The following is a 21,050-nucleotide window of genomic DNA, read 5'->3' as shown; positions in this document are numbered from 1 at the left end:
CCCCCACCCGGGGGATCGGTCTGGTGGTGCGCATCAGTGGCTGAGCAGCTTGGAGAGGAAGTCCTGGGCCCGCATGGACCGGGGGTTGGTGAAGAACTGCTCCGGCGAGTTCTCCTCGACGATCTGGCCGGCGTCCATGAAGATCACGCGGTCGGCCGCCTTGCGGGCGAAGCCCATCTCGTGGGTGACGACGATCATCGTCATGCCGTCGCGCGCGAGCGCGGTCATGACGTCGAGGACCTCGGTGATCATCTCGGGGTCCAGCGCCGAGGTGGGCTCGTCGAAGAGCATCACCTTGGGCTGCATGGCGAGCGCCCGGGCGATCGCGACACGCTGCTGCTGGCCGCCGGAGAGCTGCGCGGGGTACTTGGCGGCCTGGTTCGCCACCCCCACCCGTTCCAGCAGCGCCATCGCGCGCTGCTTCGCCTCCGACGGTTTGACGCCCTTGGCCCGGATCGGGCCCAGGGTGACGTTGTCGAGGATCGACTTGTGGGCGAAGAGGTTGAAGGACTGGAACACCATGCCGACGTCGGCCCTCAGCTGCGCCAGCGCCTTGCCCTCCTCGGGCAGCTGCTGGCCGTCGATCTCGATGGTGCCGCGGTCGATCGGCTCGAGCCGGTTGATCGCGCGGCACAGGGTCGACTTGCCGGACCCGGACGGCCCGATGACCACGACCACCTCGCCGCGGGTGACCGTGAGGTTGATGTCTTTCAGGACGTGCAGCTCGCCGAAGTGCTTGTTCACGTCGGTCAGCACGACCAGCGGCTCGCCCCGGGCAGCCCCCGGACCTCCCGCCGGCGGTGTGAGGGAGGTCTCGTTCGGTTCCGTCATGGAGGTCAACCTAACGTGCCGACGGGCCCGCAGAGGCCTGCGCCGGTAACAGAGTGGAAACGAACGGCCGTGAACCGGCATCTTCCGGCCCGCCTACACTTTGTCCACCATGTCTTTCACCACCGCCGCTCCCGTGCAGCAGGCCGACCGGCGCACCTATCTGGTGCGCACCCTCGGTTGCCAGATGAACGTCCACGACTCCGAGCGGCTCGCCGGCATGCTGGAGGAGCGCGGCTACGTCCCCGTCGCCGACGTCCCGGAGGCTGCCGCCCGCGCGACCGAGGCGGGCGACGGAGGGGCCGACGTCGTCATCATCAACACCTGCTCCGTGCGCGAGAACGCGGCCACCCGTCTGTTCGGCAACCTCGGCCAGCTGGCCTCGGTGAAGCGGACCCGGCCCGGGATGCAGATCGCGGTGGGCGGGTGCCTCGCGCAGCAGATGCGCGAGGGCATCGTCGACAAGGCGCCGTGGGTCGACGTCGTCCTGGGCACCCACAACCTCGACGTGCTCCCCGCGCTCCTGGACCGCGCCCGGCACAACGCCGAGGCGCAGGTGGAGATCGAGGAGTCCCTCAAGGTCTTCCCGTCCACCCTGCCGACCCGTCGGGAGTCCGCCTACGCGGCGTTCGTCTCCATCTCCGTGGGGTGCAACAACACCTGCACGTTCTGCATCGTCCCCCACCTGCGCGGCAAGGAGCGCGACCGCCGCCCGGGCGACGTGCTGGCCGAGGTCGAGGCCGTCGTCGCCCAGGGCGCCGTCGAGGTGACCCTGCTGGGCCAGAACGTCAACAGCTACGGCGTCGGCTTCGGTGACCGCGGCGCCTTCGCCAAGCTGCTGCGTGCCTGCGGTCGCGTCGAGGGGCTCGAGCGGGTCCGCTTCACGTCCCCGCACCCGGCGGCCTTCACGGACGACGTCATCGAGGCCATGGCGCAGACGCCGAACGTCATGCCGAGCCTGCACATGCCCCTGCAGTCCGGCTCCGACACCGTGCTGCGCGCCATGCGCCGCTCCTACCGGCAGGCCAAGTTCCTTGGCATCATCGACCGGGTGCGCACCGCCATCCCCGACGCCGCCATCACCACCGACATCATCGTCGGGTTCCCGGGGGAGACCGAGGAGGACTTCCAGGCCACCCTCGACGTCGTCGAGGCGTCCCGGTTCTCGTCCGCCTTCACCTTCCAGTACTCCCCGCGGCCGGGCACTCCCGCGGCCGACCTCCCGCAGGTGCCGGCGGAGGTCGTCACGGAGCGTTACCAGCGGCTCGCGGCGCTTCAGCAGCGCATCTCCACCGAGGAGAACGAGGCGCAGGTGGGCCGCACGGTCGAGGTCCTGGTCGCCGAGGGCGAGGGCCGCAAGGACGGCGCCACGCACCGGGTGACCGGCCGCGCCGCCGACAACCGCCTGGTGCACGTCGCGCTGCCGGTCGGCCTGCCCGACGCGGATCGCCCCCGCCCGGGCGACATGCTCACCGTCGAGGTCACCCACGGCGCCCCGCACCACCTCGTGGCCGACTCCGCGCTCACGGGCGGGACCTACGCGATGCGGCGCACGCGGGCCGGCGACGCGTGGGCGCGCCGTGCGGGCCTGGCCGAGGACGACCACCCGCACGGCGAGCCGGCGCCCGCCGGCCCGGTCACGCTGGGGATGCCGGCGATCCGCCGCTGAGTCGCGCTCAGAGCTCCGGCGACGGTTCGTGCGGCGGGGGCATCGAGCCACCGAGCGCCTGGAAGAACTGCACGCCCGCCGAGAGCCCCGCCTCGACGAGCTCGACGAGCTGGCTGTCGGTCGAGCCCCCGCCGACGTCGGCGAGGATCTCGGTGCGCACGGTCGTCCCCGACTCGTCCGTGAAGGTGAAGACGGTCGGCCAGATCTTGTCGCGGTTCCAGTCGTTGACGGCCTGGGCGACGGCGCTGCGCATCTCGTCGGGCACCTCCCGGCCCCAGGTGCCCAGCACGCTGAGGTAGTCCTGCGACGCGCCCGTCAGGCGCAGCTGGAACGGGTAGCCGTCCCACAGCCCGGTGAGCGAGGCGTCGGGCTCCACCCGCACGTGGTAGCCGCGGGCCACCACCACGTCCCGCAGTCGCCCGGGCGTGACCGGCTCGGTGGTCTCGGCGCGCCGGCGCAGCAGGGCCGGCGGGCGGGCCGTCGTGTCGGGCCGCGCGCCGCGCGGCGCGGTCCGGGGCGCCGGCGCGGGCCGGCGGCGACGGCGCAGCCAGCTCATCACGACGACCCCGGGGCGCGGGCGGCGGGGTCCGGGTACAGCGCCTCGAGGTCCCGCATGACCCGCATGCCCTGGCCCACGCCCCGTTCGATCAGGCGGGCGAGCTGGTTGTCGCTGACCCCCGAGGCCAGCGGGGTCGAGGACTCGGCGACCACGGAGAGCAGCCCGTCGTCGAGTACCCGCACGTAGCACTTCGGACCCACGAACTCCCGGTTCCAGGAGTCCAGCAGCGTCAGCACCTCGGGCAGGCGTTCGATGGCGAGGCGGCGGTGCCAGGAGCCGCGCACCTGGAGCACGGACTCGTCCTTGCCCAGGAGGTAGACATGAAAGACGGCCTGCGCCCACATGGCGCCGAGGTCGCCGGCGGCGTCCCGGAACAGCGGGTACCCCAGCTCGGTCAGGGTGTCCGCCACCCGCGTCCGGGTCAGCGGCAGCACCACGTCACGGGCGGCCCGCGCCCCGGCCACGCCGTCCGCCCGCACGGGGCCGGGCGGCGTCCGTCCGTCGTCGAACGTGCCGGCCGGTGCCATGTATCGAGACTAACCGGGCAAGGTGCCCGCCGTCGCTAGCAGCGCCGCCGCCGGTGCGGGGCCGGCCGCCGTCGGGAACGGTAGGTTGGCGGACGTGCAGGTCAGCGGAGCGCGGGAGCCGGAGGTGCTGGCCGTCGTCGGTATGACCGCCACCGGCAAGTCGGCCCTCGCGCTGGACCTCGCCGAGGCGCTGGGCGGTCCGGACGCCGTGGAGATCGTGAACGCGGACGCGATGCAGCTCTACCGCGGCATGGACGTCGGGACCGCGAAGCTGCCGCCGGCGGAGCGGCGCGGCATCGTCCACCACCAGCTCGACGTCCTCGACGTCACCGAGGAGGCGAGAGTCGCCGCCTACCAGGAGGCCGCGCGCGCCGACATCGCCGCCGTCCGGGGCCGGGGGAGGCTCCCCGTCCTCGTCGGCGGCTCCGGGCTGTACCTGCGGGCCGTGCTCGACCACCTCGAGTTCCCCGGCACCGATCCCGCCGTGCGCGCCGAGCTCGAGGAACGGGCGGAGCGCCTGGGCACCCGGCCGCTGCACGACGAGCTCGCGGCCAGAGACCCGGAGGCCGCCGCCCGGATCGACCCGCGGAACACCCGTCGCGTCGTGCGGGCGCTGGAGGTCATCGCCGTCACGGGCCGCCCCTTCTCCGCGAGCCTGCCGGAGCACGTCTACGCCCTGCCCGCCGCCCAGCTCGCGATCGCCGTCCCCCGCCCCGAGCTCGATGCCCGGATCGCCGCGCGCACGGAGCAGATGATGGCGGAGGGGCTGCTGGAGGAGACGGAGCGGCTGCTGGACCAGGGCCTCGCCGAGGGGGTCACCGCACGCCGCGCCGTCGGCTACGCGCAGGCCGCCGACGTCCTCGCCGGAAGGATGAGCGCGGAGGAGGCCGTGAGCGCGATCACGATCGCCACCCGCCAGCTCGCCCGGCGCCAGGAGAAGTGGTTCCGCCGGGATCCCCGCATCCACTGGCTGCCGACGGCGGACGCGGCCGACCTGCGCGACGCCGCGCTGCGTACCCTGCACCCATGACCCCCAGCTTCGGAGTGCTCGCGGGCCGCGCCCTGACCACCGGACACGGCACGGAGAACGACTTCGTGCTCGTGCCAGACCTCGACGGCGAGCTCGGCCTCGGTGCGGCGGAGGTCGCCGCGGTGTGCGACCGGCACGCCGGTGTCGGGGCGGACGGGCTCATCCGGGTGGTGCGCTCGCGCGCCCTGCCCGAGGGGGCCGCCGTCCTGGCCGAGGAGCCCGCCGCCGAGTGGTTCATGGACTACCGCAACGCTGACGGCTCGCTGGCCGAGATGTGCGGCAACGGCGTGCGAGTCTTCGCGCACTACCTGCGCGTGTCCGGTCTCGCCGACCTCGCCGACGGCGCCAGCATCGTCGTCGGCACGCGCGGCGGGCCGCGCCGGATCACCCGCGAGGGCGACCTGTACACGGTCGACATGGGCGTGTGGACCATGCCCGGCGGGCCGCAGGCCGAGGCGGAGGGCTACGACGTCGTCGTCGACGTGCCCGGGCTGGAGGGCCCCAGGGCCGGGCTGCGCGTCACGGTGCCGAACCCGCACACCGTCGTCGCCCTCCCGGACGAGGCCTCCCTGGCCGCCGCGCAGCTCACGCTGGCTCCCACCTACGACCCGGTGCCGCCCGAGGGCACCAACCTCGAGCTGGTCGTCCCGCTCGGCGAGGACGACGCCGCCGGCACCCCCGTCGGGACAATCCGGATGCGGGTCCTCGAGCGCGGGGTCGGGGAGACTCGGTCCTGCGGCACCGGCACGTGCGCGGCCGCGCTCGCGGTGCGGGCCTGGGGCGGCGCGGGCGCCCCGGACGTGTGGCGCGTGCTCGTGCCGGGCGGTGAGGTCACGGTCCGTGTCGCGGGCGACCGGGTGTGGCTGACCGGCCCGGCGGTGCTGACGGCCGACGTCGTCCTGCGCGAGGACTGACTCCGGCTCAGCCGCGCGGGCGCACGGTGAGCACCCGGAAACCCTTCGCGCTCGCGGTCCGCACGACGTCGGTGCCAAGCTCCTCCGCGAGCCAGCGGTGCAGCGAGTCCGCGCCCAGGTTCCGCTGCACGACCAGCTGCGCGCGCCCGTCGGGACGCAGGCGCCCCAGCCACTCCCGGAGCAGCTCGTGGAGAGGGCCCTTGCCGATCCGGATCGGCGGGTTGGACCAGATCTCGTCGATCCCCTCGGGCAGCAGGGCCGGCACCTCCTCGGGGGGCAGCACCGTGACGTTGTCGAGACCCAGGGCCCGGGCGTTGCGGGCGGTGAGGTCGCGGGCACGCGCGTTGACGTCGACGGCGACCACCCGTGCCCCGGGGGAGGCCTGGGCCATGGCGATGGTCAGCGGGCCCCACCCGCACCCGACGTCCACCAGGGTGCCGGCGGCCGGCGGGTCCTCGACCGCGTCGAGCAGTACGCGGGTGCCGAGGTCCAGCCGGTCGCCGGAGAAGACTCCTGCGGCGACCTGGACGGTGACCTCGCGCCCGCGCAGCCGCACGGTCAGGGGGCGGAGCTCGCCCGGGGAGGCCGGCTCGGCGGAGAAGTAGTGGTCGGGCACGCTCACCGCGGAAACGCTACCGGCTCGGCCGGCACGCCTGCGCCGTCCACCGGCCAGCCAGCGTCCGCCGGCGTGCGCCCGTCGCACCGCCGTCCACCGGCCCGCCGGCGCGCGTGCGCCCACGGTGGAAAGGGATGGCTCGGCCCGGCACGCCGTGGGATCCTTGTGGGGTACCGACGGAAGGACACCATGACCCGCACCGACCACCACCTCCCGACCGCTGCGGAGCGGGAGCCGGGCTCCGGCGACCAGCAGGCGGCTGAGGACGTGGTCGCGCGTATCCTCGCCCGCGCCGGCTCGCTGCGCTCCACCGAGGGGACCGCCCTGCAGGCCGAGGACACGGCGGAGGCCGGGTCCGACCACGACGGCGACCAGCTCGAGCGCGAGGAGCGAGCCGCGCTGCGCAGGGTCGCCGGCCTGTCCACCGAGCTCGAGGACGTCACCGAGGTCGAGTACCGGCAGCTGCGACTGGAGCGGGTCGTGCTCGTCGGGCTCTGGTCGACCGGCACCGCCGAGATGGCGGAGGTCTCGCTGCGCGAGCTCGCGGCCCTCGCGGAGACCGCCGGCTCGGAGGTTCTCGACGGTCTGCTGCAGCGACGGGTCACACCGGACCCCGGCACCTACCTCGGCTCGGGCAAGGCCGCCGAGCTCGCCGAGCTCGTGCGCTCGGTGGGTGCGGACACGGTCATCGTCGACGGCGACCTCACTCCCTCCCAGCGCCGCAGCCTCGAGGACATCGTCCAGGTCAAGGTGATCGACCGCACCGCGCTGATCCTCGACATCTTCGCCCAGCACGCGAAGTCCCGGGAGGGCAAGGCGCAGGTCGAGCTCGCCCAGCTCGAGTACCTCCTCCCGCGCCTGCGCGGCTGGGGCGAGTCCATGTCCCGGCAGGCCGGTGGGCGCGTCGCAGGCGGTGAGGGCATCGGCTCCCGCGGTCCAGGTGAGACGAAGATCGAGCTCGACCGGCGGCGCATCCGCACCCGCATGGCCCGGCTGCGCCGGCAGATCAAGGAGATGGCGCCGGCCCGGGAGACCAAGCGCGGCTCCCGCCGTCACCACCAGATCCCCTCGGTCGCGATCGCCGGCTACACCAACGCCGGCAAGTCCTCGCTGCTCAACCGCCTCACCGGCGCCGGCGTGCTGGTCCAGAACGCGCTGTTCGCCACCCTGGACCCGACGGTCCGGCGCGCCACGACCCCGGACGGCCGCGTCTACACCCTCACCGACACCGTCGGGTTCGTCCGTTCCCTGCCGACCGAGCTCGTCGAGGCCTTCCGCTCCACCTTGGAGGAGGTGGCGGAGGCCGACCTGCTGCTGCACGTGGTGGACGCCGCGCACCCCGACCCCGAGGGCCAGGTGCGCGCCGTGCGCGCCGTCGTCGCGGACATCCCCGGCGGCTCCGACGTGCCCGAGCTCATCGTGCTGAACAAGGCGGACCTCGCCGCCCCGGAGGACCTCGCCGCGCTGCGCACCCGGTACCCCGGCTCCGTCGTGGTCTCCGCCCGCACGGGCGAGGGGGTCGACGAGCTCGCCGCCCGCATCGCCGAGCTGCTGCCGAGGCCCACCGAGGAGATCGACGTCGTGGTGCCCTACTCGCGCGGCGACCTCGTCTCCCGCGCGCACACCGACGGGGAGATCAAGGCAGAGCAGTACGTCGCCGGCGGTACCCGCCTGCACGCGCTCGTCGCCCCGGACCTGGCCGCCGACCTCAGGGCCGTCGCCGTGGCCGACGGCGGGGAGGCGCCCGCCGCCCGCTCGGCGTCCTGACGTGGCCGCCCCCGACACCGACGCCCTGCTCGCCGACGCGGTCGCCGCCCTCGGCGGCACCCCCCGGGAGGGGCAGCAGCGCATGGCCCGGGCGGTGGCGGAGGCCCTGGCGGAGGAGCGGCACCTGCTCGTCCAGGCCGGCACCGGCACCGGCAAGTCGCTCGCCTACCTCGTCCCCACGCTCGCCCACGCGGTCACGACCGGCCGGAAGGCCGTGGTCTCGACGGCGACCCTCGCGCTCCAGCGCCAGGTGCTGGTGCACGACGCGCCCCGCGTCGCGGACGTCGTCGCCGCGCGGACCGGTGCGCGGCCCGACGTCGCCCTGCTCAAGGGCTGGCACAACTACCTGTGCAAGCACAAGGTGGCCGGCGGTTACCCGGTGGACGAGGAGCCCGGCCTGTTCTCGGTGTCCGCGGCCACCGGCGTCGACCCCGCGGCTCCTCCGCCACCCGCCGACGGCGCCGATCCCGGTCCCGCCGCCGCCGGGCGCTCCACCCTCTCCGAGCAGGTCCTCCGGCTACGTGAGTGGGCGGAGGAGACTCCGACCGGCGACCGGGACGACCTCGTCCCGGGCGTGAGCGAACGCGCGTGGCGGCAGGTCTCGGTCACGAAGATGGAGTGCCTCGGTGGAAGGTGCCCCATGCTCGCCGAGTGCTTCCCCGAGGCGGCCCGGCAGGCGGCCCGGGACGCGGACGTCGTCGTGACGAACCACGCGATGCTCGGCATCGCGGCGTCGGGCTCCCCGAACGTCCTGCCCGAGCACGACGTGCTGGTGGTCGACGAGGCGCACGAGCTGGCCGACCGCGTCACGGCGCAGGCCACGGGCGAGCTCAGCGCCGGCGTGGTCGAGCGGACCGCACGGCTCGCGCGCCGGCACGCCGGGGTGAACCTCGACACGCTCGACGCCGCCGCGGCCGCCCTGCGGGCGCGGCTCGAGGTCGTGCCCGACGGGCGTCTGTCGCAGGGCCTGCCCGCCGAGCTGCGCGACGCCGTCGTCCTCGTCGAGTCAGGCGCGCGCGAGGCGGTCACCGCGATGAAGCCCGACGCCGGGGCCCAGGCGGAGGAGGCCGGGGCGCGGGCGATGGCACGCTCCGCGATGGTGGTGCTCCACGAGGTCGCGGAGCGGCTGCTCGGCGACGGCGTCGCCCAGCGCCGGGACGTGCTGTGGTGCGAGCGCCCGCGCGGCGGGCTCGAGCAGCCCCGGCTGCGACTCGCGCCCCTCGACGTCGCCGGCTCCGTCGCGACCAACCTGCTCGCCGGCCGGGCCGCCGTGCTCACCTCGGCGACCCTCACCCTCGGCGGCACCTTCGACGCGATGGCCCGATCCCTCGGCCTGACGCTGGACGGGGACACCCCGTGGCAGGGCCTCGACGTCGGCTCGCCGTTCGACTACCCCCGCCAGGGCATCCTCTACATCGCGCGTCACCTGCCGCAGCCGGGCCGGGACGGCACGTCCGAGCAGGCCCTCACCGAGCTCGTCGAGCTGGTGCGGGCGGCCGGCGGGGCGACGCTCGGACTCTTCTCCTCCCGGCGGGCGGCAGAGGCAGCCGCCGAACGACTTCGCGAGGAGCTGGACACCCCCGTGCTGTGCCAGGGCGACGACCAGCTGCCCACGCTCGTGCGGGACTTCGCCGCCGACGAGGGCACCAGCCTCATGGGCACGCTCTCGCTGTGGCAGGGCGTCGACGTGCCCGGGCCCACGTGCCGCCTGGTGGTGATCGACCGGATCCCGTTCCCGCGGCCCGACGACCCGGTGAGGTCGGCGCGGTCCGAGGTGGTGGCGGCCTCGGGAGGCAACGGGTTCATGACGGTCGCAGCCACGCACGCCGCCCTCCTCCTGGCGCAGGGCGCCGGGCGTCTGGTGCGCACCACGGCCGACCGCGGGGTGGTCGCGGTCCTCGACCCGCGCCTCGCCACGGCGCGGTACGGCACCTTCCTGACGCGGTCGATGCCGCCGCTGTGGCGGACCCACGACGGTGAGGTCACGCGTGCGGCGCTGCGCCGCCTCGCTGCCGGGGCGCCCGCTCTCGCCTAGGGTGTTGCCGCAGGGACCGGCACGAAACCCGACCGACGCTGGGAGATGAGCATGAGCGAGCAGGCCGACGTGGGCGGACGCAGCGAGCTGCTGGGCGAGGCGCGGCCGGGAGACCGGCGCCCGAGCAAGGTCGCGATCGTCGGTGCCGGAGCGGTCGGGTCCACCCTCGCCTACGCCTGCCTGCTGCGCGGCGCCGCCCGCGAGGTGGTGCTCTACGACGTGAACCGCGAGAAGGTCAAGGCCGAGGCGCTGGACATCGCCCACGGCATCGCCTTCACCCCCATGGGGACGGTCGCCGGCTCCGACGACATCGCCATCTGCGCCGACGCCGACATCGTCGTCGTCACGGCAGGCGCCAAGCAGAAGCCCGGCCAGTCCCGGCTCGACCTCGCCGGCGCGACCATCGGCATCATGCGCGACCTGCTCCCGCGGGTGACCGCAGTCGCGCCGAACGCGACCTACATCATGGTCGCCAACCCCGTCGACGTGGTCACGTACGCGGGTCTGAAGATCTCCGGCCTGCCCGAGAACCGGCTCTTCGGCTCCGGCACGGTCCTCGACACGTCCCGCCTCCGCTACCTCGTGGCCCGGGAGTGCGGGGTCGCGGTGCAGAACGTCCACGCCTACATCGCCGGCGAGCACGGCGACTCCGAGATCCCGCTGTGGAGCTCGGCCATGGTGGGTGCGGTGCCGCTGCTGCAGTGGGGCTTCACCGCGGACGGCCGCCTGCTCGACGAGGCCGTCCGGGCGAAGATCGCCGAGGAGGTCGTCACCTCGGCCTACCGGATCATCGAGGGCAAGGGCGCGACGAACTACGCAGTCGGCCTCGCCGTCGTCCGGATCATCGAGGCGGTGCTGCGCGACGAGCAGCGCGTGCTCTCCGTGTCCTCCCTGCTCGACGACTACCTTGAGATCTCCGACGTGTGCCTGTCGGTGCCCAGCATCGTGGGCAAGGACGGCGTGGGACGGCGCCTCGTGCCGGTCGTGACCCCGCACGAGCGCGACGGACTGCGCCGCAGCGCCGAGTCCGTGCGCGCGGTGATCCGCGAGTTCGGTCTCTGACCCCTCAGAGGCTCCGCAGCACGGTCACCACGCGGCCGAGGATCTGCGACTCGTCGCCGGGGATGGGTGAGAAGGCGGGGTTCTGAGGCAGCAGCCACACGTGGCCGTCCTTGCGCTGGAAGGTCTTCACGGTCGCCTCGCCGTCGATCATGGCGGCCACCACCTCCCCGTTCTCCGCCACCGGCTGGCGACGCACGACGACCCAGTCGCCGTCGCAGATCGCTGCATCGATCATGGACTCGCCCACGACCTTGAGGAGGAACAGCTCGCCGTCGCCGACCAGCTGACGGGGGAGCGGGAAGACGTCCTCGACACTCTGCTCGGCCAGGATCGGCCCGCCGGCCGCGATACGCCCGACGACGGGCACGTACGTGGGCGCGCCGGACCGGAGGCCCTCGCCGTCGACCGACCCGATCGGGCCTGAGACGGACGGGACGCCGCGGGCGGTCAGCTCGAGGGCACGGGGCCGGTTCGGGTCGCGCCGCACGTAGCCCTTCCGCTCGAGCACACCCAGCTGGTGCTTGACGGAGGACGGGCTGGTCAGGCCGACCGCCTCGCCGATCTCCCGCATGCTCGGCGGGTAGCCGTGCGCCGCGACCGCGTCCCGGATCGTGTCGAGGATCATGCGCTGGCGGTCCGTCAGCTCCTCTGCGGTCGCTTGCTCGGGCTGCTCGGTCTTCTTCTCGACGCTCACGGCGGCGGTCCTTCCTGGCTCGGCACCCGGCGGCGGTCTGGGTGGAACCGCCGATGTCAGTGGTCGGTGATGGGCTTTCCGACGTCAGCCTAGAAGGCCTGGCGCCCGATATCAAACAATTGTTCGACGGTGTGTCGACATCGGGCGGGGAGGCGGCTAGTCTGCGTACAGACGTTCTACGAACAGCAGTTCGAGGGAGAAGATGATGAGCGCACTCGTCGCACAGCCCGTATGGCCAGCGCCGGCCCGCCCGGCACGTCGCCGGGGTGACGCCCGGCCCGTGGGGCGGGGCACTCTCCAGCTCGTCGGCCCCGGCTTCGTGCCACCCGCGGTGCAGCCGGCGGTCGAGCCTGGGGTGCCTGCGCGCGTCGTCTCCCGCCCGGCGCAGGCCGGCGCGGCCGGCCTACGGCTGACGGCCCGCGGCCGCCGGCTCCTGACGGTGCTCGCGCTGGTCGCGGCGACCGGCGCCTCCGTCGCGCTGGGGGCCCTGGTGGGCACGGCGGCCAACCCGTCGTCATCGTCGGCGACGACGACGACGGTGACCGTGGCTCCTGGCCAGACCCTGTGGTCCCTGGCGAGCGCCGCAGCGGCACCCGGGGAGGACCCGCGCGACGTTCTCGAGCAGATCGCCGACATCAACGGCCTGGCCTCGGCCGACCTGGCCGTCGGCCAGGAGCTGCTGGTGCCCGTGGACTGACTGCGCGGACTCCCCGCGGCGTGCTGACGGTGGGTCTGGGCGGTTGGCCGCACGACAAATGCGCGGGCGGGAGGCCGCACGGCGAGCCAGCGACGGGCAGCGGGGGTCTGGTTGCGCCGGGGGCGGGCCCGGTCCTACGGTGCCTCAGGCGCCCGTGCCGCCGGTCGGTGCGGTCCTCGCAGCGGGGCAGCCCACGTCCGCGCGCGTGGGGCGGGCGCAGGGAGGAGCTCCACCGTGCACTGTCCGTTCTGCCGTCACGCCGACACGCGGGTGATCGACTCGCGCACGGCCGAGGACGGCTCGGCCATCCGTCGGCGTCGGCAGTGCCCCTCGTGCGGGCGACGTTTCAGCACGGTGGAGACGTCGAGCCTCACGGTGGTCAAGCGGTCGGGCGCGAGCGAGCCGTTCAGCCGGGACAAGGTGGTCGCCGGCGTGCGCAAGGCCTGCCAGGGGCGCCCCGTCTCGGACGACGACCTGGCTCTGCTCGCCCAGCAGGTGGAGGAGTCGCTACGGGCCGCCGGGGCCGCGCAGATCGACGCCCACGAGATCGGCCTGGCGATTCTCGGGCCGCTGCGCCAGCTCGACGAGGTCGCCTACCTGCGGTTCGCGAGCGTGTACTCCTCGTTCAGCAGCCTCGAGGACTTCGAGGACGCGATCGCGATCCTGCGGGCCGAGCGCGCGGAGCGCTCGGCCGCGGGGTCCGGCGCGAGAGCCGGGCAGGGCGACGAGGAGCAGGGCGATGAGGACCACGGTGCCGGGGAGCGGGCCGGCCGTGAGCCGGCCGACGAGCAGGCCGCCGCCGCGCAGGCCACGGACGGTTCGGCGCCCACCGCGGACGGGTTCGTCAGCCTGGGGCCCGCCGGCACCGGCCGGGAGGCCCCGGCACGCTGACAGCCGTCGGCACCTGCTGAGGGCGTCGGCCCGCTGACAGCCGTCGGCACCGGCCGGGGGACACGGGTCCGCTGACAGCCCCGGTGGGGGCGGCGGGGAAGCCGCCCCCGACCGACGGCTGGGCTACAGGTTGGACGAGCGCGGCGCCCAGATGTTGATGCCGGCGTCGACCGCGTGACCGTCGATCCGGGCGAGCTCGTCCTCGCTGAACGCGAGGTTGTCGAGCGCCTGCACCGAGCTCTCGAGCTGCGCCACGCTGGAGGCGCCGACCAGCGCCGTGGTGACGCGGGGGTCGCGCAGCACCCACGCGATGGCCATCTGAGCAAGGGTCTGACCGCGCTCCGCGGCGATGTCGTTGAGTGCACGCACGTGCGTGAGCGTGGACTCCTCGAGGAACTCGCGACGCAGCGAGCCGCCGCGGGAGGCCCGCGATCCCTCCGGGATGCCGTCGAGGTACTTGTCCGTGAGCATCCCCTGGGCCAACGGCGAGAACACGACGGCTCCCATGCCGGCGTCGCCGAGGACGTCGAGGAGGCTCGGGTCGCCCTCCTCGACCCACCGGTTCAGCAGAGAGTACGAGGGCTGGTGGACGAGGATGTCCAGGCCGATCTCGGCGGCGATCTCGAGCGCCTCGCGGGTGCGCTCGGCCGAGTAGGAGGAGATGCCCGCGTAGAGGGCGCGCCCGGAGTCCACCGCCGTCTTCAGCGCGCCCATCGTCTCGCGCAGCGGCGTGGTCGCGTCGAAGCGGTGCGAGTAGAAGAGGTCTACGTAGTCCAGGCCCATCCGCTCCAACGAGGCGTCGAGAGAGGCGAGCAGGTACTTGCGTGAGCCGCCGTTCCCGTAGGGGCCCGGCCACATGTCGTACCCGGCCTTGGTGGAGATGACCAGCTCGTCGCGCAGGCCCGCCAGGTCCTCAGCGAGCATGCGCCCGAAGTGCTTCTCCGCCGAGCCCGGGGGCGGCCCGTAGTTGTTCGCCAGGTCGATGTGGGTGATGCCCAGGTCGACGGCGCGCAGCACGATCTCACGCTGGGTGGCGTAGGGGTTCTCCTCGCCGAAGTTCTGCCAGAGCCCGAGGGCGATCGCGGGCAGGTCGAGGCCGCTGCGGCCGCAGCGGCGGTAGGTCATGGAGTCGTAGCGCTCGGGCGCGGGGGTGAACATGCCTCCGACGGTACTGCCCGCGCGGCCGGGGCCGCCGACACGCCCGTCCGGGCCGCGGCGCCCGGGCCGCGAGGCGGGCGCCCCAGCCGCCGGGCAGGCGCCCGGGCCGCGAGGCGGGCGGCCCGAGCCGCGAGGCGGGCGCCGGGGCCGTCAGGCTTCGCCGTCGTACGTGTCCTCGTAGCCCGGCCGGACCATGACGCGCAGCCGCAGCGTGTCCTCCATCTGCCGGACCGCCTCGATCGCCTCGCGCGGCAGCTCGGAGCCGATGTCCGTGACCACGTACCCGATCTCGCCGAGCGTGCCGAGGATCTGCCCCTCGATGTTCGCCCCGTGCTCGGCGAACGTCTGGTTCACCAGCGCCAGGACGCCGGGCGTGTTGCGGTGCACGAACGCCACGCGGTAGCGGGCGGCGTCGGAGGGCTGGAGCGTGAGGCGGGGGAGGTTCACCGACAGGTCGGTGGAGCCGGCGCGCACGTACTTGCTCAGCTTGTTGGCCACGAAGTGCCCGATGTTCTCCTGTGCCTCCTGGGTCGACCCGCCGACGTGCGGGGTCAGGATCACGTTCGGCAGCCCGCGCAGCTCGGAGTCGAAGGGGTCGCCGTTCCGGCGGGGCTCGGTGGGGAAGACGTCGACGGCGGCGCCGGAGATGGAGCCGTCGAGGATCTTCTCGCGCAGCACGGAGTAGTCGACGAGGAAGCCGCGCGAGAGGTTGAGGAACGACGCGCCGTGCTTCATCTGCTCGAACTGCTCGCGGCCGAACATGCCGGCGTTGCCCGCCCGGCCGTCCACGTGGAGGGTGACGACGTCGGACACGGCGAGCATCTCGGCGAGCGAGCCCATGCGGTGGGCGTTGCCGAGCGCGAGCTTCTCCGCGGTGTCGTAGAACACCACGCGCATGCCGAGGGCCTCGGCGACCACGGAGAGCTGGGTGCCGATGTTGCCGTACCCGACGATGCCCAGGGTGCGCCCGCGGACCTCGTGCGAACCCGAGGCCGTCTTGTCCCAGACGCCGCCGTGCAGGGCCTTGTCGCGAACGGTCAGCCGGCGGGTCAGCGCGATGATCTCGGCCACCGCGAGCTCGACCACGGAGCGGGTGTTGGAGAACGGGGCGTTGAACACCGCGATGCCGCGCCGGGCGGCCGCGCGCAGGTCGATCTGGTTCGTGCCGATGCAGAACGCGCCGATCGCCGTCAGGCCGGGGTGGGCCGCGAGGACCCGCTCGGTCACGTGCGTGGTGGAGCGGATGCCGAGGAGGTCGACGCCCTCGAGGGCCTCGATCAGCTCGTCCTCCTCCATCGCGCCGGGGTGCCGGACCACCTCGAACCCGGCGTCGGCCAGGATCGGGTCGGCGTCGGGGTGCGGGTTCTCGAGAAGCAGTGCGCGGGCCACCGCCCCATGGTCCGCCTGTCTCGCCATGCGGAGCAAGCCGGTCCATCAGGTGGGCGGGTGGCGTTGCTCACCTGCGCCCGACCCGCGGGCCCGGTCCGCCCGCGGCCCTGTCCGCCCGCGGGTGCGCGGCCGGCGGCGGCGCCTCAGGCGCCGGTCGCGAAGCCCGGCGGCAGGTCGGCCGAGTGCACGACGTGCAATCGGCGGGTGGGGCGGGTCATCGCCACGTACAGGTCGCCCGTACCGCCCTCGAGGATGGCTGCGGGCTCGGCGAGCACCACGACGTCGTACTCCAGTCCTTTCGCCTCGACCGGGTCGACGACGGCCACGCGTGCCCCGAGCGGGTCGCCGTGGCCGGAGGTGAGCGCCTCCCGCAGGTCGTCCTCGACGAGGAGGGCCGTGCCCAGCGAGCGCTCGGCGCCCGGGGGCACGATGAGGGCGACACGCCCGGCCCCCCGCCCGGCCCCGGCGTCGAGGGCGCGGAGCTCGTCGCGGAGCACCGCGGCCGTGACCACCGCCAGCTCACCCGGCCCGGCCCGGGTGGTCGCCAGGGAGTCGGGCAGGTCGCGGGCGGCGCGCACGGGGTAGGCGGGCTCGGCGTCGAGTGCCGTCATCACCGCGGTGGCGGTGTCCATCACCGTGGCGGGCGTGCGGTAGCTGACGGTGAGCACGGCCTCGCGGACGTGCTCGCTGCCGGCGACGCCGAGCACCTCCTCCCAGGACCGGGCGGGACGGTGCCCGCTGCGCTGGGCGAGGTCGCCGACGACCGTCATAGATCGGGACGGGCAACGGCGGAGCAGCGCGCGCCAGGCCATGGGGGAGAGCTCCTGCGCCTCGTCGACCACGACGTGCCCGTAGGTCCAGGCCCGGTCGCCGGCGGCGCGCTCCGCCGTCGTCAGCCGCGGGCCCGTGGCCGCGAAGCGCTCGGCGAGCATCTCGGCGCTGACCATCCCCATGCCCAGCCCCTGCGAGGTGATGGCCTCCTGCGCGTAGCGCACCTCCTCCGCCGCCTGGAGCCGGGCCTCGGCGGCCGCTCGGGCCGACTCCGCCTGCTCGTGCGGGCCGAGCAGCTCGGCGAGCTCGTCCAGCAGCGGCACGTCCGCCACCGTCCACGGCGAGCCCTTCTCACGGCGCAGCAGCTCACGGTCGCGCGGGGAGAGCCCGCGGGCATGGGGAGCGAGCAGCTCGGGACGCGCGTAGAGCCGCTCCAGAAGGCCGTGCGCGGTGGTGGGCATCCAGCACAGGTTCACGGCGCGACGCACGTCCCGGGCCGTGCGGACGTCCTCGCGCAGCCACGCCCGATCCTCGGGGTCGTCCCCGTCGTTGCCCCGGGCGGCCGCGTACTCCCGCACGAGCGTGTCGAGGATCGTCAGGGCGAAGGTCTCCCGGGCCTGGTTGTGCGGCAGGCCGCTGCGGCGCGCGCGGGCCATGGCGGTGCGCACGTCCTCCGGGCGCAGGTGCAGGGTCACGCCCTCGACGTCGAGCTCCTGCACCTCGTCCGGGACGCGCTGGAGCGCGCGGACGGCGCGGGCCAGGACGTGGGCCATGGCGGTGCGGCCCTTGACCTCGGCGACCTCGGCCGGCTCCGGCGCGGTCGCCGTGGTCCCCGGCAGCAGCTCGGCCATGGTGGTCGCGACGACGTCCGTCTCACCGAGGGATGGGAGGACCTGCTCGATGTAGCGGAGGAACACGCGCGAGGGCCCCACGAGCAGCACCCCCGAGCGTTCGAGGCGCTCGCGGTGGGCGTAGAGGAGGTAGGCGGCCCGGTGCAGCGCCACCGCGGTCTTGCCGGTGCCCGGCCCGCCCTGGACCACCAGGACGCCGTCGAGCGGGGACCGGATCACGGCGTCCTGCTCGGCCTGGATGGTGGCGACGATGTCGCTCATCCGGCCCTCCCGGGCGGCGGACATCGCGGCGAAGAGCGCTCCCTCGCCGGTGAGGCCGTCGGCCACGTCCTCGTCGAGGTGCGCGTGGTCCAGCAGCTCGTCCTCCACCCCCACCACCGTGCGGGCGCGGGTCATGAGGTGGCGACGGCGCACGACGTCGCCCGGGTGGGCGGCGGTCGCCTGGTAGAACGGCCGCGCGCTCGGTGCGCGCCAGTCGATCAGCAGCTGGTCGTGCTCGGCGTCCGACATCCCGATGCGTCCGACGTAGCGCGGGTCCCGCGCACCGCGCAGGTCGAGGCGGCCGAAGACGAGCCTGTTCTCCACGTGGTCGAGGCGCGCGACGGTGTCCTCGTAGTGCGCCGCGAACGCGTCGCGCTCGGAGCGGTTCTGCGGCGAGCCTGACGGCCCGCCCCGTCTTACCTCCGCCAGCCGCTGGCGGTACGCGGCGCGCAGCTCGTCGAGCCTGGCGTACACGACGTCCAGGTACCTCTGCTCCTCGGCGACGGCCGCCCGAACGGTCGCGGCCGGCACGGCCTGCTCAGGCGTGGTGGCCTCTCGTGGCACGCAAGCTCCTTGTGGTCTGCGGTGTGTGACGCCGGCACGGGGGTGTGACAGCGGCACACGGCCATCCATTATCGGCCACGAAGCCGTGTGCCGCAGGCGGTCCGCCAGCTGGGACCGCGCCTTTCGGACCGCTACCGCCCGGACGGAGGGGTGCGTGGAATGATGCGGACGCCCCCGACGTTAGGAATGGCAGAGACTGACCGAAGTGACGAAGAGGAGAGGAGCGCCGACATGCGCGATCCCCAGGAGCTGTACTCCGTGAGCCCGGAGGCGTTCGACAACGGGCCCGTGCCGGTGCTCGTCCACGCCCTGCGCGGGGCGCTCGACGCCGGGCACGCCGGTGAGATGGTGGCCCGTCACCTGCTCGACTCCCTGCCTGCCGAGCGCGTGGTCACCTTCGACTCGGACGCCCTCATCGACTACCGCTCGCGTCGGCCCGCCATGACGTTCGAGGACTGGAGCTACACCGACTACGACGAGCCGGTGATCGCCCTGGACCGTCTGCGCGACGACGAGGGCACCGAGCTGCTGCTCCTGCACGGCCCTGAGCCGGATCTGCAGTGGGACCGCTTCACGGCCGCAGTCATCGACCTCGTCGACGCACTCGGTGTGCAGCGCACCATCGGCCTGCAGGGCATCCCGATGGCTGTCCCGCACACCCGCCCGATCAGCGTCACCGCGCACGCCACCAGGGACGGCCTCGTCGACCCGCAGCGCCACCTCATGGGTCGCGTGCAGGTCCCGGGGAGCGTCGCCGGGCTCCTCGAGCTGCGGCTCGGGCGCACCGGGCACGACGCCCTCGGCTTCGCGGCGAACGTCCCGCACTATCTCGCGCAGTCCGAGTACCCGCAGGCCGCCGCGGAGCTCGTCCGGCAGGTCGCCGCGAGCACCGGGCTCGCCCTGCCCGTGGGTGAGCTCGAGGCGGCCGCGGCCGAGACCGCCCGCCTGATCGAGGCGCAGGTCTCCGCCTCCGCGGAGGTCGGCGCCGTCGTCCACGCGCTCGAGCAGCAGTACGACGCCTTCATGGAGGCGGCCGCGCAGCCGACGCACAAGACGCTGCTGGCCGAGCCGGACTCCATCCCGACGGCGGACCAGATCGGCGCCGAGCTCGAGGCCTTCCTGGCCGAGCAGCAGGGCGACGACGGCGGGCGGCCGGAGCAGGCCTGACCTACCCCGGCCGCGGTGCGTGAGCAGACTCTTGGCCCGCTGCGCGTGAGCAGACCCGTCGCCCGCCGCCTGTGAGCAGACTCATCGCCCGCGGCCGGCTCCCTGGCCGCGGGCGACGAGTCCGCCTGGGACAATGGCAGCCGTGTCCCCGTTCCAGGCCCCCGCCCCCTCGCGCGTGGCTGCCACGGTCTGGGGGGCCGGTCTGGCGGCGTACATCGTCGCCACCACCGGTCGTACCTCCCTGGGTGTCGCCGGGCTGCAGGCCGTGGAGCGCTTCGACATCTCGGCGTCGGTGCTCTCCCTCTTCGTCGTCGTCCAGCTCGGGGTCTACGCCGCGGCGCAGGTCCCGGTCGGGATCGTCCTGGACCGGGTCGGCAGCCGGAAGGTCATCTTCACCGGTGCCCTGATCCTCGCCGCCGGTCAGCTCATGCTCGGGCTCGTCGACACCCTCCCGCTCGCCCTCGTGGCGCGGGTGCTGGTGGGGGTCGGCGACGCGACAGCCTTCGTCTCCGTGCTCCGTCTGGTCCCGGCGTGGTTCCCGAGCCAGCGTGTCCCGCTGCTCACCCAGATGACCGGCATCATCGGGCAGACCGGTCAGATCATCTCCGCCGTCCCGTTCCTGGCGCTGCTGCTGGGAGCCGGATGGACGACGGCCTTCGTCTCGTTGGCGGCTCTGGGGGTCTTCGTGGCGGTGCTCGTCCTCGCCGTCGTGCGGGACCACCCGGCTAGGCCCACGCGCCCGGCCCGCCGGTCCGAGTCGGTGCAGCCGGTGGGCACCGGCGCCGAGGTGCCTGCCGCGCCGGTGGCCGCCGAGCCCACCCGCGTGCCGATCTCCGCCGTGCTCCGTGAGCCGGGCACCTGGCTGGGTTTCTTCACCCACTTCGTGTGCCTGTTCCCCACGAACACCTTCCTGCTGCTCTGGGGCGTCCCCTTCCTCACCGCCGGGCAGGGGGTGAGCACCGCCGGCGCGAGCTCGCTGCTCACGCTCGCCGCGCTCGCGGGCGTGGTCACCGGTCCGGTCACCGGCTACCTCCAGGGCCGGCACCCGCTCCGTCGCTCCTGGCTGGTGCTCGGGGCCGTCGTCGCGACGATGGTGGTGTGGGCGTCGGTGCTGGTCCCGGCCACCCCGCGCCCGGTGTGGCAGCTGGCGCTCCTCGTGATCGTCCTGACCGTCTCGGCCACGGCGTCGAACATCGGCTTCGACTTCGCCCGCTCCTTCGTCCCCGCGGCCCGGCTGGGGACCGCGACCGGCCTGGTCAACGTCGGCGGGTTCGTGGCGTCGCTCGTCTCGATCTTCCTCGTCGGGTGGGTGCTCGACGTCGTCCGCCCGGACGGGGCCTACACCCTCGGCGACTTCCGGCTCGCCATGTCCTCCCAGGCGCTCCTGTGGGCGGTCGGCCTCGCTGGGCTGCTCGTCTGCCGGCGGGCCACCCGGCGCCGGATGGCCGAGGAGGGCGTCGTCGTGCCGCCGGTGCGCGAGGTGCTGGCGCGCCTGCGACGGCAGCGGGGCCCCAAGGGCTGACCGCGCACCGGGTCTCCGGCCGCGGCAGCGGGGCCCCGAGGGCTGACCGGCGCACCGACCCCCCGGCCGCGGCAGGAC

At 74.1% G+C, this 21,050-nt stretch carries 18 protein-coding genes; 10 read left to right on the top strand and 8 right to left on the bottom strand.

Features of this window, described 5'->3' with window-relative positions; genetic code table 11:
* Nucleotides 1-33 precede the first annotated feature (33 nt).
* Nucleotides 34-831 carry an amino acid ABC transporter ATP-binding protein gene (locus KZX45_RS17470; protein ID WP_374112611.1) on the bottom strand — a complete coding sequence of 266 codons (798 nt, stop codon included), beginning with the start codon at nucleotides 829-831 and terminating at the stop codon, nucleotides 34-36.
* 109 nt (nucleotides 832-940) lie between these two features.
* On the opposite strand from KZX45_RS17470, the gene miaB reads away from it, so the two are divergent.
* Entirely contained in the window at nucleotides 941-2,497 is a 1,557-nt protein-coding gene (gene miaB / locus KZX45_RS17465; RefSeq protein WP_248259037.1) for a tRNA (N6-isopentenyl adenosine(37)-C2)-methylthiotransferase MiaB, read from the top strand.
* A gap of 7 nt (nucleotides 2,498-2,504) precedes the next feature.
* On the opposite strand, the gene KZX45_RS17460 is transcribed toward miaB, so the two are convergent.
* Nucleotides 2,505-3,053, bottom strand: a complete 549-nt coding sequence (locus KZX45_RS17460; protein ID WP_248259036.1) for a YbjN domain-containing protein — start codon at nucleotides 3,051-3,053, stop codon at nucleotides 2,505-2,507.
* Nucleotides 3,053-3,583 (bottom strand): YbjN domain-containing protein, encoded by a 531-nt coding sequence (locus KZX45_RS17455; RefSeq protein ID WP_248259035.1) that lies wholly within the window; start codon nucleotides 3,581-3,583, stop codon nucleotides 3,053-3,055. The genes KZX45_RS17460 and KZX45_RS17455 overlap by 1 nt, the downstream gene beginning before the upstream one ends.
* A gap of 94 nt (nucleotides 3,584-3,677) precedes the next feature.
* Here KZX45_RS17455 and miaA point away from each other — a divergent pair, with 94 nt between their 5' ends.
* Both miaA and dapF read left to right on the top strand, forming a co-directional pair.
* Nucleotides 3,678-4,613 carry a tRNA (adenosine(37)-N6)-dimethylallyltransferase MiaA gene (miaA, locus tag KZX45_RS17450; RefSeq protein ID WP_308221761.1) on the top strand — a complete coding sequence of 312 codons (936 nt, stop codon included), beginning with the start codon at nucleotides 3,678-3,680 and terminating at the stop codon, nucleotides 4,611-4,613.
* Nucleotides 4,610-5,527, top strand: a complete 918-nt coding sequence (gene dapF, locus KZX45_RS17445; RefSeq protein ID WP_248259034.1) for a diaminopimelate epimerase — start codon at nucleotides 4,610-4,612, stop codon at nucleotides 5,525-5,527. Before miaA ends, dapF begins: the two co-directional genes overlap by 4 nt.
* A 7-nt stretch (nucleotides 5,528-5,534) precedes the next feature.
* On the opposite strand, the gene KZX45_RS17440 is transcribed toward dapF, so the two are convergent.
* Nucleotides 5,535-6,149 (bottom strand): methyltransferase, encoded by a 615-nt coding sequence (locus tag KZX45_RS17440; RefSeq protein WP_248259033.1) that lies wholly within the window; start codon nucleotides 6,147-6,149, stop codon nucleotides 5,535-5,537.
* Nucleotides 6,150-6,332: 183 nt separating this feature from the next.
* On the opposite strand from KZX45_RS17440, the gene hflX reads away from it, so the two are divergent.
* From hflX to KZX45_RS17425, 3 genes are read left to right on the top strand one after another with little or no spacing between them, the layout of a single operon-like run.
* Entirely contained in the window at nucleotides 6,333-7,910 is a 1,578-nt protein-coding gene (gene hflX / locus KZX45_RS17435; RefSeq protein WP_248259032.1) for a GTPase HflX, read from the top strand.
* Between the two features lies 1 nt (nucleotide 7,911).
* On the top strand, nucleotides 7,912-9,945 hold the full coding sequence (locus KZX45_RS17430) for an ATP-dependent DNA helicase (protein WP_248259031.1): 2,034 nt from the start codon (nucleotides 7,912-7,914) through the stop codon (nucleotides 9,943-9,945).
* 51 nt (nucleotides 9,946-9,996) lie between these two features.
* Complete coding sequence (locus KZX45_RS17425; RefSeq protein ID WP_248259030.1) at nucleotides 9,997-11,007, top strand: L-lactate dehydrogenase; 1,011 nt, start codon at nucleotides 9,997-9,999, stop codon at nucleotides 11,005-11,007.
* A 4-nt stretch (nucleotides 11,008-11,011) separates the two neighbouring features.
* Here the strand turns inward: KZX45_RS17425 and lexA are convergent, their stop codons facing one another.
* Entirely contained in the window at nucleotides 11,012-11,701 is a 690-nt protein-coding gene (gene lexA, locus KZX45_RS17420; RefSeq protein ID WP_248259029.1) for a transcriptional repressor LexA, read from the bottom strand.
* Nucleotides 11,702-11,906: 205 nt separating this feature from the next.
* Here lexA and KZX45_RS17415 point away from each other — a divergent pair, with 205 nt between their 5' ends.
* Together KZX45_RS17415 and nrdR are read left to right on the top strand one after the other, a co-directional pair.
* Complete coding sequence (locus KZX45_RS17415) at nucleotides 11,907-12,398, top strand: LysM peptidoglycan-binding domain-containing protein (protein WP_248259028.1); 492 nt, start codon at nucleotides 11,907-11,909, stop codon at nucleotides 12,396-12,398.
* 234 nt (nucleotides 12,399-12,632) lie between these two features.
* Nucleotides 12,633-13,289 (top strand): transcriptional regulator NrdR, encoded by a 657-nt coding sequence (nrdR, locus tag KZX45_RS17410; protein ID WP_248259027.1) that lies wholly within the window; start codon nucleotides 12,633-12,635, stop codon nucleotides 13,287-13,289.
* A 123-nt stretch (nucleotides 13,290-13,412) separates the two neighbouring features.
* Here the strand turns inward: nrdR and mgrA are convergent, their stop codons facing one another.
* The 3 genes from mgrA to KZX45_RS17395 all read right to left on the bottom strand — a co-directional run bounded on the left by mgrA (nucleotide 13,413) and on the right by KZX45_RS17395 (nucleotide 18,283).
* Nucleotides 13,413-14,447: an L-glyceraldehyde 3-phosphate reductase gene (mgrA, locus tag KZX45_RS17405; protein ID WP_248259026.1), complete on the bottom strand. Its 1,035-nt coding sequence runs from the start codon at nucleotides 14,445-14,447 to the stop codon at nucleotides 13,413-13,415.
* Nucleotides 14,448-14,597: 150 nt separating this feature from the next.
* On the bottom strand, nucleotides 14,598-15,836 hold the full coding sequence (gene serA, locus KZX45_RS17400) for a phosphoglycerate dehydrogenase (RefSeq protein WP_248259025.1): 1,239 nt from the start codon (nucleotides 15,834-15,836) through the stop codon (nucleotides 14,598-14,600).
* A 143-nt stretch (nucleotides 15,837-15,979) separates the two neighbouring features.
* Nucleotides 15,980-18,283, bottom strand: coding sequence for an AAA family ATPase (locus tag KZX45_RS17395; RefSeq protein ID WP_248259024.1), 2,304 nt, complete (start codon nucleotides 18,281-18,283; stop codon nucleotides 15,980-15,982).
* Nucleotides 18,284-18,514: 231 nt separating this feature from the next.
* Here KZX45_RS17395 and KZX45_RS17390 point away from each other — a divergent pair, with 231 nt between their 5' ends.
* Nucleotides 18,515-19,450: a proteasome assembly chaperone family protein gene (locus KZX45_RS17390; RefSeq protein ID WP_248259023.1), complete on the top strand. Its 936-nt coding sequence runs from the start codon at nucleotides 18,515-18,517 to the stop codon at nucleotides 19,448-19,450.
* Nucleotides 19,451-19,583: 133 nt separating this feature from the next.
* Nucleotides 19,584-20,972, top strand: coding sequence for a nitrate/nitrite transporter (locus KZX45_RS17385; RefSeq protein WP_248259022.1), 1,389 nt, complete (start codon nucleotides 19,584-19,586; stop codon nucleotides 20,970-20,972).
* The last annotated feature ends 78 nt before the right edge of the window (nucleotides 20,973-21,050 follow it).

Origin of the sequence: Georgenia sp. EYE_87, from assembly GCF_023148685.1 — a bacterium.
Taxonomy (GTDB): domain Bacteria; phylum Actinomycetota; class Actinomycetes; order Actinomycetales; family Actinomycetaceae; genus Georgenia.
This window is presented reverse-complemented; position numbering and strand designations above follow the sequence as displayed.